Origin of the sequence: Pseudomonas sp. QL9, assembly GCF_041409665.1 — a bacterium.
Lineage (GTDB): Bacteria > Pseudomonadota > Gammaproteobacteria > Pseudomonadales > Pseudomonadaceae > Pseudomonas > Pseudomonas knackmussii.
Map to the genome: position 1 here is coordinate 4832665 of NZ_CP166971.1, position 13853 is coordinate 4846517.

Consider the following 13853-nt stretch of genomic DNA (forward strand, 5'->3'; position numbering starts at 1 on the left):
CGGCCGGGCGGCTCATCCAGGCGGATGTAGTCCTTTTCCTCCTTAAGCTTGGGAAATCAGGAAGTTTCCCCCGGCCGGTAGCATCCTGCACCATGTCCGCCGCTTTCAGATCCGCGTCAAAACGTTGATTTGATTAGCAAAAACGCCCTAATCCATAGGGTTTTGGCGATATCGATTAGCCGGACATGGATGACAGATGATGAAAAACTTCCTCTTTACCCCCGCTCAGCGGCTGCGTGGCCTGCGTGAACTGATGGGGCTGAGTCGGCGGGAACTGGCCGAAGCCGTCGGGATGAAGGCGAAAAGCATCGAGAACATCGAACTCGGCCTGCAACGCATGCATGACGAGGACTTCCAGAAGATCTGCAGCGTCTATCCGCAGTTCGTCCGCTGGATCGCCTATGAGGGGCCGCTCGACACCCCAGTGGTGGACTGGAAGATTGCCGATTCGGCACAGCGCGCGGCCGTCTACCTCGTGCAGCAGAACCCCGAGCTGCTGCAGAACAGCGAAATAAGCCTGGAGGAATGGCGTGAGCGCCATCGCGACGTTCTGGCGCATCTGGACGAAGAGGGGCAGGCGTCCGAAGAAGACGAGGCCTAACCCGCAGCGTGCTGTCGCAGATAGGCGACCATGTCCGGTGCGCCTATTTCGCGCAATCCTTCACCGAAAATCCTGGCTTGCGGGTGATCCTTGGGTAGCAGCAGGCTTTCCGGAGTCTCGCTGTTGAACAGGCCGAAGCGGGCGTAGGGGAGACCGGTGTCGAGCAGCAGGCCCATGAAGCCGGCGTCGCTCCACGCCTGGGTGGGGATGGCGAGCATGTGGAAGCGCTCGTCGAGGTCGCGCAGCGCATCCGGCAGCAGGCTGAAATGTTCGATCTTCGCCGGCAGGGTGATCTCCAGCCCGCGTCGCCGCGCATAGACGATGGCGCTGGCCAGTTCACAGGCTTGGTTGTCGTCTTCCCAGAACAGCCGCGCGCCATGCCAGTCGGCCTGGCGCAGGCGAAGCGTTTCGCTCTTGCGCTCGTAGCCCGGCAACGCCAGGCCGAGCACCCGGCTGAAGTCGTTGTAGCTGATGATCCGTACGCGCTTGCAGGCATCGCTGGCCGCGAGCGCTTCGAAGTCCGGCAATTGGCTGTCGGCAAGCACACCGCGCACGCAGAGACCATCGATCAGTCGCAAGTCCAGGCTGGGCAGGCTCTCGCTGCGGCGGCCAACAAGTTTCTTCAGGACCGCATGGACTCGCGCCTTGTCCTCCTGCACCGGGCCGGAGAGTGCGCCGCGTGGAAGGTCGATCAGGCGATAGAGCGGTGCTCCCGACTGCCAGCCGATTCCGCCGGCGGAGCGTTGCGGAGCTTCGAAACAAAGCGCCAGGGCCCTGGTGCGTTCCGGCACCTTGTGCGCATCGGCGGCGCCCAGCCCCAGACGTTGGGCTATGGCGACGAGGCGCTGGCTCATACTGCGGCTCTGGCTCATGTTCGGCTTGAAATTCCTGGTGCCTGGCGAACAGCCCTAAGCATAGGTAAACCCGCGAGGGTTGCGCTGGCGGACCGCGACAATTTTGCTTCCTCCCTGATGGAACTGCTCCTTGGCCGGCCGTGTGGCGTGCTGGCTCCTCGCGCCGAACAAGGCTGGCCGGCTATACTACGGCCCCATTTTGCCGACCGATGCCCGACCATGTATAGCCTGGCCCGCGAACTGCTGTTCAAACTGTCCCCGGAAACCTCTCACGAGCTTTCCATCGACCTGATCGGCGCTGGCGGCCGCCTCGGCCTGAATAGCCTGCTGTGCAAGGCGCCGGCCAGCTTGCCGGTGGAGGTCATGGGGCTGCGCTTCCCCAATCCGGTCGGGCTGGCCGCCGGCCTGGACAAGAACGGCGACGCCATCGACGGATTCGGCCAACTGGGCTTCGGTTTCATCGAGATCGGCACTGTCACGCCACGTCCGCAGCCGGGCAATCCCAAACCGCGCCTGTTCCGCCTGCCGCAAGCCACGGCGATCATCAACCGCATGGGTTTCAACAACCACGGCGTTGATCATCTGATCGAGCGGGTGAAGGCGGCCAAGTACAGCGGCGTTCTGGGCATCAATATCGGCAAGAACTTCGATACGCCGGTCGAGCGCGCCGTGGACGACTACCTGATCTGCCTGGACAAGGTTTACGCCCATGCCAGCTACATCACCGTCAACGTCAGCTCGCCCAATACCCCGGGGCTGCGCAGCCTGCAGTTTGGCGATTCGCTGAAGCAGCTGCTCGATGCCCTGCGCCAGCGCCAGGAGGCCCTGACCGGCCAGCACGGTCGCCGCGTGCCGCTGGCAATCAAGATCGCGCCGGACATGACCGACGAGGAAACCGCGATGGTCGCCGCGGCGTTGCTGGAGGCGGGCATGGATGCGGTTATCGCGACCAACACCACCCTTGGCCGCGAAGGCGTCGAGTCGCTGCCGTTCGGCAACGAAGCGGGCGGACTTTCGGGCGCGCCGGTGCGCGAGAAGAGCACTCACGTGGTCAAGGTGCTGGCGGGTGAGCTGGGCGGGCGCCTGCCGATCATCGCTGCCGGCGGTATCACCGAAGGCGCTCACGCGGCAGAGAAGATCGCTGCGGGGGCGAGCCTGGTGCAGATCTATTCGGGGTTCATCTACAAGGGGCCGGCGCTGATCCGCGAGGCAGTGGACGCCATTGCCGAGGCGCGTCGCGCGGGCCAATAAATAAAAAGGGCTCCTTTCGGAGCCCTTGGGCTTTCGCCCTGCCGCCCGGATGGGACGGCCTTGAGGAAATCGGTGTGATCCTTGGTCAGCTGCCGGCGTGTTGAATTTGATTCAGACGTTGAAGACCGGCGGTGCCGGTGAGGCCATCCCAGTTGTCACCGCGCCCTTCTCGCCAGCCATTGAGCCAGGATTGACGGGTGGTCGGATGGGTAAACGGACAGAGGTCGCGGGATTTGCCGCTGATGCCGTACTGATAACCGCGTAAAAAGGCTCTTTCCAACGGATCACGCTTAAGTCTTCTCATAGGGTGTTGCCCTCACTTGTTGACTGTTATGTCCCGTTGGCCCCCCAGGGAGGCCAGGCGGAAGGTTTCCGCCTATGGGGTCTGTTGCCGGCGTGACTGACCCCGCCCGACACCTTTGCGGCGACGGGTTAAGCTGAGTTCTAAACCAAGGCGTCAGGCACTGTGAACAACCGTTTTGTCATAAGGACGTAACTCTTCTGGGGTTCAGGCCATAAGTTTTCCCGGCCTGAAAACCGTTCGCCGGACGGCAGGCCTGCCAGGCTGCGGGTTTGCTCGGAGTGGTAAATGAATATGTCGGTAGTTGAGAGAAGCTCTCATCCCGACGAATGGGCCTCGTGTTGCGGCCTTGGGTCGCAGCGTTGTGGAAGGCTTTGGTATTTAGGGTGTCCGTGGTGCGACTACGGAAACGAGGGGCCGCAGGCGGTCCCGCTGAAAAGGGCTTTGGCTCGGGAAATCTGATGGCGGAACAATACGAACTCTTCCTTACCTGTCCCAAGGGGCTCGACGGTCTGCTGCTCGACGAGGCACAGGCGCTGGGCCTGCAGGACGCACGTGCGCAGGTGTCCGCCGTGCGCGGCAACGGCGACCTGGAAACGGCCTACCGGCTGTGCCTCTGGTCGCGCCTGGCCAACCGGGTGCTGCTGGTGCTTTCGCGCTTCCCGGTGGCGAATGCCGAGGACCTCTACTTCGGCGTGCGCGCGGTCGACTGGAAGGAGCATCTGGATGCCGGCGGCAGCCTTGCCGTGGAGTTCAGCGGCAAGGGCTCGGGTATCGACAACACCCACTTCGGCGCGCTCAAGGTGAAAGATGCCATTGTCGACAACCTGCGCGCCGAGTTCGGCAAGCGGCCGACGGTAGACAAGGTCAACCCGGACATCCGCGTCCACCTGCACCTGGATCGCGGCCAGGCGGTGCTGTCCCTCGACCTCTCCGGGCACAGCCTGCACCAGCGCGGTTACCGTCTGCAGCAGGGCGCCGCGCCGCTGAAGGAAAACCTCGCCGCGGCTGTCCTGATCCGTGCCGGTTGGCCGAAGATCGCTGCAGAAGGCGGTGCATTGTCCGACCCTATGTGCGGTGTCGGCACCTTCCTGATCGAGGCCGGACTGATGGCGGCGGACATCGCGCCAAACCTCAAGCGCGAGCGCTGGGGTTTCGACCGTTGGCTGGGCCATGTCCCGGCGATCTGGCGCAAGCTGATGAGCGATGCCGAGGCGCGCGCCGCGGCCGGCCTGGCCCGCACGCCGTTGTGGATTCGCGGTTACGAGGCCGATCCCCGACTGATCCAGCCCGCACGCAACAACATCGAGCGCGCCGGACTGGGCGAGTGGGTGAAGATCTACCAGGGCGAACTGGCTACCTTCGAGCCGCGCCCGGACAAGGGCCAGAAGGGCCTGATCATCTGCAACCCGCCCTACGGTGAGCGCCTGGGCGACGAAGCCAGCCTGCTCTATCTCTATCAACACCTGGGCGAACGCCTGCGCCAGAGCTGCATGGGTTGGAGTGCCGGGGTGTTCACCGGCGCGCCGGAACTGGGCAAGCGCATGGGCATCCGCAGCCACAAGCAGTACGCGTTCTTCAACGGCGCCTTGCCCTGCAAGCTGATCATGCTGGACGTCGACCCGCGCCAGTTCGTGACCGGCGACCGGAGCGAACGCAGCGAGCCGGTGGCGCCCCAGGGCACCGCAGTGATCGAGCAGGCGCGCCTGAGCGAAGGCGGCCAGATGTTCGCCAATCGCCTGCAGAAGAACCTCAAGCAACTGGGCAAGTGGGCCAAGCGCGAGAAGATCGAGTGCTATCGCCTGTATGACGCCGACATGCCCGAGTACGCACTGGCCGTCGACCTCTACCGCGACTGGGCCCACGTGCAGGAATACGCGGCGCCCAAGTCCATCGACCCGGCCAAGGCCCAGTCTCGTTTGCTCGACGCGCTGGCGGCGCTGCCACAGGCGTTGGGGATTCCCACCGAGCGCATCGTCATCAAGCGCCGAGAGCGCCAGGCCGGCAAGAAGCAGTACGAGCGGCAGAATGCCGAAGGCCGCTTCATGGAAGTGGAAGAGGGTGGCGTCAAGTTGCTGGTCAACCTGACTGATTACCTCGATACCGGCCTGTTCCTCGATCACCGCCCGATGCGCCTGCGCATCCAGCGCGAGTCGGCGGGCAAGCGTTTCCTCAACCTGTTCTGCTACACCGCGACGGCTACAGTGCATGCGGCCAAGGGCGGTGCACGCAGCACCACCAGCGTCGATCTGTCGAAGACTTATCTGGACTGGGCGCGGCGCAACCTGTCGCTGAACGGTTTCTCCGACAAGCAGAAGCTGGTGCAGAGCGATGTGATGGAGTGGCTGCGTGAGGATCGGGGCGAGTACGAGCTGATCTTCATCGACCCGCCGACCTTCTCCAACTCCAAACGCATGGAGGGGGTGTTCGACGTGCAGCGCGATCATGTCGAGCTGATTGACCTGGCAATGACTCGCCTGGCCAAGGGCGGTGTGCTGTATTTCTCCAACAACTTCCGCAAGTTCGAGCTGGATGCCGGGCTGGTCGCCCGTTACCAGGTCGAGGACATCAGCGCGCAGACCCTGGACCAGGACTTCGCGCGCAATCAGAAGATCCACCGCGCCTGGCGCATCAGCGCCCGCTGATGCGCCCGAAACCCGCGGCCGTCATTGGTCGCGGGTAGAGGCGTAGAGGTCGAGCAGCACCTGGTCGAGGATCGACGAAGCGCCCCAGGGACGGTTGCTGTTGAGGATCGCCACCACCACCCAGTTATTGCCCTTGGCGTCGCGGCTGAAGCCAGCCAGGGCGCGCACCGTGTTGAGGGTGCCGGTCTTGACGTGGGCCTCGCCGGTCATGGGCGTGTGTTTCAGGCGCTTGTGCATGGTGCCGTCGACGCCAACGATCGGTAGCGAGGAGATGTATTCCGCCGCGTAGGGGCTATGCCAGGCCGCCTGCAGCATGGCGGCCATCTCGCGGGCACTGACCCGCTCGTCACGCGACAGGCCGGAGCCGTTCTCCATCACCAGGTGAGTGGCGGTGATGCCTTTACGCGCCAGCCATTGGCGGATTACGCGTTGCGCTGCCTTGCCATCGTCTCCGTCGGCGCTGGTGCGGTTCTGCGCGCCAATGCTCAGGAAGACCTGCCGCGCCATGGTGTTGTTGCTGTACTTGTTGATGTCGCGAATGATCTCGACGGTGTCCGGCGACATAGCTCGGGACAGAACGGTAGCGTTCTTCGGCACGCTGCCCTGGCGGTCGCGACCGGCAATGCTGCCGCCCAGCTCCTGCCAGATGCCTCGCACGGCGCCGGCGGTGAAGGCCGGGTGGTCGAGCAGCGACATGTAGGTCTGTGCGCTGCAACCGCGCGGAATCTCGCCGCCGGCGGCGAGTACGGTGCCGTCCGGGCGCGTTTCCGGGATGAAGCGCAGCTTCGGCCAGGCCGGGCAATTGGCCGGGGCGGTGATCTTGATTGTGTTCTCGATGCGAACGTTGGCCAGCGGTGGGTCCATCGTCACAGTCGCTTGGTTGCTTTCGCCACGGACCACCAGGCGCACGCTCTTCAGGTTGACCATGGCCGCGTCGGGGCCGACCAGGAACGGCTTGTTGTCGTCGTTGCCGTCGTCGTTGAACACCGGCAGCTGCGGCTGGACGAAGTAGCTGTTGTCGACGATCAGATCGCCGGTGACCTTGAGCACGCCGTTGGCGCGCAGGTCGCGCATCATCAGCCAGAGCTTCTCCAGGTTCAGTTTCGGATCGCCGCCGCCCTTGAGGTAGAGGTTGCCGTTGAGCACACCGTCGCTGAGTTTGCCGTCGGTGAGAAACTCGGTCTTCCACTGGTAGGTCGGGCCGAGTAGCTCAAGTGCCGCGTAGGTGGTGAAAAGCTTCATGGTCGAAGCCGGATTCACCGAGACGTCGGCATTGAAATAGGTGGGAACGCCCGGTCCGTCCAGCGGAATCTTCACCAGGGACAGGGAATTGTTATCGAGCTTGCTGGCCTTGAGGGCTTTTTCGACTCGCGGCGGCAGGCTGGTGTTGATCGGAGCGGCCAGGGTCGGCACGGCGAATGGTAGCAGAGCGGCGAGGGCAAGAACACGCACGGATTTGAACATGATCAAGGGTGAAATCCCGGGTCTGGGCATTGAACTGAATGGGTGAAGATAAAAAGAAACGCTGAAAATGCGATTCCGCGAAGAGGCGAGGGAAGCGCTGGCGCATTATGCCGTAAGCCGCTTCCGGATGCGCTGGGCTTTCTTTCCTGGATGTCATGGGAGCGGCGCTGGGTTGTTGCTAAAGTGCCTTCCTTATTCCCTGCAGCGCAAATGAGTGCGCGGGGCGGCATTCGATCCGAGGAGAACCGTCAGATGGCCAGCAATCGTTCGCGTCGCTTGCGCAAGAAACTTTGTGTCGATGAATTCCAGGAGCTTGGATTCGAGCTGAGCCTGCAGTATCGCGACGAGCTGGATGCACCGACGAAGCAGGCGTTCCTGGGGCAGTTCCTCCAACAGGCGATCACCGGCAATGGCCTGGCTTTCACTGGTGTGGAGGATTTCGGTTTTGTCTGCCTGGCGCGTCGTGGCTCGGTCAGCGAGGAGCAGCGCGGTGCGGTAGAGGGGTGGCTGGCGAAGAGTTCCGAATTGAGCGGATTCTCGGTCAGTCCGCTGCAGGATGCCTGGTACCCGGATCAGCCCATTCATTCGCCATCCTGATCTTGACTCGCCGGGCGCTTTCCATGGCCCGGCGTCTCTGGCGCGGGTTGCTGTCAGGCAATGAACCGCGCGCCCTGAAGAGCACTGTCCCCTCCCGGAACTCTTCTTATCGTCCGAATCTTCTCTACTGGGGAAATGCATAAGGTGTAGGACATTCCGCACGTAATCTCTCGAGAGACTGGTGCCCGATTGGAAGGTCTGCTGATTCGTCATCAATGAGTACCTTTTCAGCGCGGCTCGCAATGGGCAGCCTGGGTACCAATTGAAGTCATTGAGTGGGCTTTAGAGGCCTTCTGAGAGTGGATTCTGTATGTTGCGTAGGAATTTGATAGTGCATTTGTAGGAAACTACTTAATGCGCGGAAATGCGCCGTTCCTGATCTCGACAGCCCATCCTAGGGCGATATCTTACGCCAGCCCCACAATCGGAGCAGGAACGTAAGTATGAGCAAGGTGCTGATTGTCGATGATCATCCCGTTATCCGCATGGCGATGCGCGTACTGCTGGAGAAGGACGGACATACCATCCTCGGCGAGACCGACAATGGCGTCGATGCCTTGTCCGTTGCCAGGGAGTTGTTGCCGGAACTGGTAGTTCTGGATATCGGAATTCCCAAACTTGATGGTCTGGAGGTCATAAGTCGCCTGACTGCGCTTGGATTGTCGATGAAGATTCTCGTGCTGACCGGGCAGAACGCCTCTCTCTTCGCCATGCGCTGCATGCAGGCCGGAGCCTCCGGCTTCGTCTGCAAACAAGGTGGCCTGGGTGAACTGGTCAACGCGGTAAATGCGGTGGCGGCAGGGTACAGCTACTTCCCGAGCATCGCGGTGCGTCCCTCGCGGAAGAACATGGGGGCGGTGGATGACGCTGAACTCATACGCCGGCTGTCCGACCGCGAAATGTCTGTTCTGCAATATCTGGCCAATGGCTTCACGAACAAGGACATCGCGGAGCAGATGTTCATCAGCAACAAGACCGTCAGTACGTACAAGACACGTCTCTTGCTCAAGTTGAATGCGCACAGCTTGGTGGACCTGATCGACTTCGCCAAGCGCAACGCCCTGGTCTGATGCCTGGAATGAGCGCTTGGCTCAAGCACCTGCTGGCCGCCATTGCCTTAACAAGTGTGCCCTGGGCTTCGGGCTACGCTGACGATCTGGCAGTGGATCGGCCCGCGCAGGTGTTGAGCCTTTTGGCACGGGCTGGTACCGAAAGGGTCCAGGTCGACCTTCCCGAATCCAATTGGCAATGGTTGCGGCAAAAGCGGGTGCTGGTTGTAGGTGTCATCGCGCCAGACTATCCGCCGTTGGACATCACCCGCAGCGGTATCGATCTGGAGGGCGTGACGGCGGACGTGCTCGGGATGCTGAGCGATGCGCTGAACATCAGAGTCGAGGTTCGCCGGTTTGCATCTCGCACCCCAGCGATCGAGGCACTGCGTAGCCGAGAGATCGACCTGCTTGGCCGAGCCAGTAATTTCGAGATGGAAACGCCAGGCCTGCTGTTGTCGAACCCCTATCTCAGCAATCAGCCGATCATTGTCGGGCCGCAGCGACTGCGTCTGCAGGGTGATGACCCACTGGCCGGCAAGCGCGTGGCGGTCGCAGCCGATTACCTGTCGCCGGATGAGCTCGACCAGCACTACGCGCACGCTGAAGTCGTGCAGTTCGACTCCGCGCGGCGAGCCCTGGAGTCCGTCGCTCTGGGGCAGGCGGACGCTTATGTCGGCGATGCCTTGAGTGCCCAGTACCTGATCAGCCAGAACTATCTGGTAAACCTCAGGCTGCTCAACTTCGCGAACTTCGATAGAGCCGGGTTCAGCTTTGCGGCAAGGGATGAAGCGGGTCCGCTCCTCGAGATCATCAACAAGGCTCTGGACAGCATCAATCCCCGGCAGCAAGTGGCGCTGCAGAAACGCTGGAGTGCCGGCGGTGTCTTCGCGATGTCACAGCATCGTCTCGCACTCACCCCTCAAGAGCAGCGCTGGCTGGAAAGAAACCCGCGGCTGCGACTGGGAGTCGACCCATCCCTGGCGCCCTTGACCTTCCTCGATGAGCAGGGAAACTTCCGCGGGATTGCGGCCGACCTGCTTGAGCTGATCGAGGCCCGAACCGGGCTGCATTTCGAAGTGCGACCCAATCGTTCTCTGAGCGACCTGGAGACTGAGCTGCATCGAGGAGAGGTGGATGCCTTGGTGGCAATGCCGCTTTCCCGAGGGCGAGAAGCACAGATGGAATTCACTCGCCCATACCTGAGTACGTCGGTCGTTGTGGTATCGCACAAAGTCAGTGATTGGCTGCACACCACCGACGACCTGGAGGGCAAGCGTGTGGCCATCGTCAACGGTAGTGTCGTGGCACCCTACATGCGCGCCAAATACCCGCGGGCGCACCTGGTCCCACTCGACAGCATCGGTGAAACGTTGCCCATGCTTCAGGACGGCCGGGTGGATGTGGCGCTGCAACCCATGCTGACCGCCACCTATCAGGTCGGTCGCTACTATCGAGACCTGCGCCTTGCTGCCACGTTGGACCTGGAGCCCATCTCGTTTTCCTTCGCGGTAGCACGTGGACAACCCGAACTACTAAGCATCCTCAACAAGGCGATCCTGGCGATCTCACCCGAGGATATGGCGGCGATCATAAGCCGCTGGTCGGCGACTGGTGCCGCACCCGAGAGCATTTGGGGCGGCTACCGCGAGCAGTTCTACTGGCTGCTCTGGGGAGCGCTGACCTTGCTGCTGCTGTTCCTGTTATGGAACCGTTATCTAGTGGCCAAGGTGCGCTACCGCGAGCGCGCCAAGCTGGAGCTCGAGGATCGCCTCGAGTTCAAACGCGTTCTAATTGATGCGATCCCTCAGCCTGTTTCGGTTAGAGATGCCGATGGGCGCCTGCTGACGTGCAACCGGGCGTTCCTCCAAGCCATAGGCATTGCGCGCGAAGAAGTGCAGAACACGCGATTGACCGAGTGCGGCTGGATGCCGGCAGGGCAGTCGGAGCAACTGCATCAGGAATACCTCCAGGTCATGGCGGATGGACAACCCCATGCAGGCGACCGGGTGGTACAGATCAATGGCGAATTGCGGCGGATCTTTCACTGGGTCACGCCGTACAAGTTACGCACGGGCAAGGTAAAGGGTCTGGTTTGTGGCTGGGTCGACGTCACTGATCGCGAACGGCTCAACCAGCAGTTAGCAATTGCCAAGGAACAGGCCGAGGCCGCCAGCCGGGCGAAAAGTACGTTCCTGGCGACCATGAGCCATGAGATCCGTACGCCGATGAATGCGGTGATCGGCATGCTGGAGCTGGCGTTGGTCCGTTCGAATTGTGGCGACTGTGGTGAGCAGGACCCCATCCGCGTCGCGTACGATTCGGCCCGATCGTTGCTGCTGCTTATCGGCGACATCCTCGACGTGGCGAAGATCGAGTCTGGTCGGCTGAGTCTTTTGCCTGAGCGGGCCAGACTAGGTGAGCTGATCGAGTCGGTCGTGCGCGTCTTCGATGGCCTGGCGCGGCAGAAGGGGCTGCTGCTCAAGCTTGAGCTGGAAGAGGAGGCTGCCTGCGAGGTGCTGCTAGATCCGCTGCGCTTCAAGCAGATTCTCTCCAACCTGGTAAGCAATGCGATCAAGTTCACCGAGCGTGGTTACGTCCGCATTCATGTAACCGGCGAGCAACTGCCGGGGCGTCGGATGGACTTGAATCTGTGCGTGGAAGACAGCGGCATCGGAATTTCCGGTAGTGACCAGAAGCTATTGTTCGAGCCGTTCAGTCAGGTGCCTGGAAGCGCCGGGGCGAGCGCCGGCGGAACCGGTCTTGGCCTGAACATCTGTCTCAAGCTGACCGAGATGATGGGGGGAACGCTGCGGCTGGTCAGTACGCCTGGCGTTGGAACGCAGGTGTGGGTCAGATTGGCGGTGCAGGTGCTCGAGCCTATTGAGGTGCAGAAGGAACTGTTCGCACCGCCGGAGCGTCTTGCGCAAGTGCCGCTGCGCGTTCTGATCGTCGATGACCATGCGCCCAATCGCATGTTGCTGGTTCAGCAGTTGCAGCATCTCGGCCATCACGTAGCGATGGCGGCCGATGGCGAAGAGGCGCTGCGGCTTTGGCGTCCGAGCGGGTTCGACCTGATCGTCACGGACTGCAACATGCCGATGCTCAATGGTTACGACCTGTCCCGGCGAATTCGTGAGCTGGAGCACGAGGCCGGTGTGGAACGCATGGCGATCCTGGGTTTCACGGCCAACGCACAGCCAGATGAGGTTGCCCGCTGCAAAGCCGCCGGCATGGACGACTGCCTGTTCAAGCCGATCGGTCTCGATCAACTGCGTCAGCATCTGCAGCGGTTGCAGCTAGCCCTGCGGAGCCAGCTTGTGGATGAAGTGTCCGCAACAGCTTGGGAACCCGCGGAGATCCAGTGCCTGAGTAAATTGTCGGGGGACGACCCCGTGCTCATTCGCAAGCTGGTCGACGAGCTGATCGCCAGCAACGCTGCCGATGCGGAGCAGCTGGAACTCGCGTTGCTCGCTGGTGATCGCCTGCAGCTGGGCGAGTTGGCGCATCGCATCAAGGGCGCGGCGAGGATGGTCGAGGCGGATGACCTGCGGGAGTGTTGCGTCACGCTGGAGGAGTCCTGCTCCGGCTGCGCGGAGCAGGACCTGCTGAAGCACAACGTGCAGCGGGTGGTACAGGCGCTCGAGCTTCTGCAGGAGCGCCTGCTCGATCATCGCCAGCGGTTCACGGGTCGTACCGCGAGCACCATCGACGACGAAGCGTCCAAGGAGTGAGGTCGTCGTCAGACCGGGCTTGAACGCCCGGTCATCTCCCTTGCCATTTCAGTGGCGTAGCTGTCGGTCATTCCGGCGATGAAATCGATCACCCGCAGGAAGGACCTGTATAGCGGCCACTGCGGATCGGGTGCGTTGTGCCCGAGCAGGTCGAGGATGCGCTGATTCTTGAACGAAGGCGTGCGTCCGCCGTGTTGTTCCAGGGCAGCGCCGCAGAACGAATTGAGGAGGATTTCCAGGGTGGTGTACGCGCCTATCTCGTGCAGCGTCTTGCGCTTGTCCTGGAAGATCTTTTCCCGCGCCAAAGCCTTGGCCCTTTGCACACAACGCTTGGCCGGGCCGCTCATGTGCTCGACCAGGTCGCCTTCGAGGCTGCCGGCGAGCAAACGTTGCTTCTGCTCGACGAAGGCCCGCGCGGCGGCGTTGCTCAGGTGCTCGATGGCTTTGCCGCGAAGGATCGCCAGCTTGCGCCGGCGCGAGTCGCTGGGGCCGAGCTGGCGGTAGGTTTCCGGCAGGTCGTCGCCGACCAGGTCGAGCAGCAGTGCCTCCACCTCCGGGTAGTCGAGCAGCTCCATTTCCAGTCCGTCCTCCAGGTCGATCAGGCCGTAGCAGATGTCATCGGCGGCCTCCATCAGGTAGACCAGCGGATGCCGCGCCCAGCGCTCGTTTTCCAGCTTCGGCATGCCCAGTTTCGCGGTGATCTGCTCGAGCAGCGGCAGCTCGCTCTGGTAGCAACCGAATTTGTGCTTTTTGTAGCCGAGCGATTCTGCGTGGCGCGCCGTCCAGGGATATTTCAGGTAGCAGCCGAGGGTCGCGTAGGTCAGGCGCATGCCGCCGTCGAACTGGTGGTATTCCAGTTGGGTGAGTACGCGGAAGCCCTGGGCGTTACCTTCAAAGTGCAGGAAGTCGGCGCGCTCGTCGCTGTCCATGTCGTCCAGCCAGCCGCGCCCGGCGGCTTGCTGGAACCAGTGACGGATGGCGTCTTCGCCGGAGTGGCCGAAAGGCGGGTTGCCGATGTCGTGGGCCAGGCACGCCGACTGCACGATCACCCCTAGGTCGCTCGGGTCGCACCATTCCGGGAGCTCGTCGCGGAGCATCTCGCCCACGCGCATGCCGAGCGAGCGGCCGACGCAGCCTACCTCCAGGGAATGCGTCAGGCGCGTATGGATGTGATCGTTGCTGGATACGGGGTGGACCTGGGTCTTGCGTCCCAGGCGCCGGAAGGCGCCGGAGAAGATGATGCGGTCGTGGTCCTTGTGGAAGGCGCTGCGGCCAAGTTCCGCGCTGCTGTGCACGGGTTTGCCGAGGCGCTCGCGGGGAAGCAGGGTATGCCAGTCCATTCGCTCGTCCGGTTGCT

10 protein-coding genes are annotated in these 13853 nt (G+C 62.4%); 6 read left to right on the forward strand and 4 right to left on the reverse strand.

All coding sequences use genetic code 11. The features are described 5' to 3' along the window. Positions 1-196 precede the first annotated feature (196 nt). Positions 197-601, forward strand: a complete 405-nt coding sequence (locus ACA097_RS22500; protein ID WP_084166676.1) for a helix-turn-helix transcriptional regulator — start codon at positions 197-199, stop codon at positions 599-601. Here ACA097_RS22500 and ACA097_RS22505 read toward each other — a convergent pair. Then, positions 598-1455, reverse strand: a complete 858-nt coding sequence (locus ACA097_RS22505) for a DUF6685 family protein (protein ID WP_371366111.1) — start codon at positions 1453-1455, stop codon at positions 598-600. The genes ACA097_RS22500 and ACA097_RS22505 overlap by 4 nt on opposite strands. Before the next feature lie 219 nt (positions 1456-1674). Here ACA097_RS22505 and ACA097_RS22510 point away from each other — a divergent pair, with 219 nt between their 5' ends. Next, positions 1675-2706 carry a quinone-dependent dihydroorotate dehydrogenase gene (locus ACA097_RS22510; protein ID WP_043253523.1) on the forward strand — a complete coding sequence of 344 codons (1032 nt, stop codon included), beginning with the start codon at positions 1675-1677 and terminating at the stop codon, positions 2704-2706. An 85-nt stretch (positions 2707-2791) separates the two neighbouring features. Here the strand turns inward: ACA097_RS22510 and rmf are convergent, their stop codons facing one another. Next, positions 2792-3010 (reverse strand): ribosome modulation factor, encoded by a 219-nt coding sequence (rmf, locus tag ACA097_RS22515; protein WP_084166675.1) that lies wholly within the window; start codon positions 3008-3010, stop codon positions 2792-2794. A gap of 458 nt (positions 3011-3468) precedes the next feature. Between rmf and rlmKL the strand changes: the two genes are divergently transcribed. Further along, complete coding sequence (gene rlmKL / locus ACA097_RS22520; protein ID WP_371366114.1) at positions 3469-5652, forward strand: bifunctional 23S rRNA (guanine(2069)-N(7))-methyltransferase RlmK/23S rRNA (guanine(2445)-N(2))-methyltransferase RlmL; 2184 nt, start codon at positions 3469-3471, stop codon at positions 5650-5652. A 21-nt stretch (positions 5653-5673) separates the two neighbouring features. Here rlmKL and dacB read toward each other — a convergent pair whose 3' ends face one another. Beyond that, positions 5674-7116, reverse strand: a complete 1443-nt coding sequence (gene dacB, locus ACA097_RS22525) for a D-alanyl-D-alanine carboxypeptidase/D-alanyl-D-alanine-endopeptidase (RefSeq protein ID WP_043257496.1) — start codon at positions 7114-7116, stop codon at positions 5674-5676. Positions 7117-7368: 252 nt separating this feature from the next. On the opposite strand from dacB, the gene ACA097_RS22530 reads away from it, so the two are divergent. The 3 genes from ACA097_RS22530 to ACA097_RS22540 all read left to right on the forward strand — a co-directional run bounded on the left by ACA097_RS22530 (position 7369) and on the right by ACA097_RS22540 (position 12496). Continuing rightward, positions 7369-7713 carry a YggL family protein gene (locus ACA097_RS22530; RefSeq protein WP_371366116.1) on the forward strand — a complete coding sequence of 115 codons (345 nt, stop codon included), beginning with the start codon at positions 7369-7371 and terminating at the stop codon, positions 7711-7713. A 443-nt stretch (positions 7714-8156) separates the two neighbouring features. After that, the gene (locus ACA097_RS22535; RefSeq protein ID WP_043253520.1) at positions 8157-8783 is read left to right on the forward strand and encodes a response regulator transcription factor; all 627 of its coding nucleotides are present in this window, start codon (positions 8157-8159) and stop codon (positions 8781-8783) included. An 8-nt stretch (positions 8784-8791) separates the two neighbouring features. Further along, complete coding sequence (locus ACA097_RS22540) at positions 8792-12496, forward strand: transporter substrate-binding domain-containing protein (RefSeq protein ID WP_371366119.1); 3705 nt, start codon at positions 8792-8794, stop codon at positions 12494-12496. Between the two features lie 8 nt (positions 12497-12504). On the opposite strand, the gene ACA097_RS22545 is transcribed toward ACA097_RS22540, so the two are convergent. After that, positions 12505-13836: a deoxyguanosinetriphosphate triphosphohydrolase gene (locus ACA097_RS22545; RefSeq protein WP_160287745.1), complete on the reverse strand. Its 1332-nt coding sequence runs from the start codon at positions 13834-13836 to the stop codon at positions 12505-12507. Positions 13837-13853: the final 17 nt, after the last annotated feature.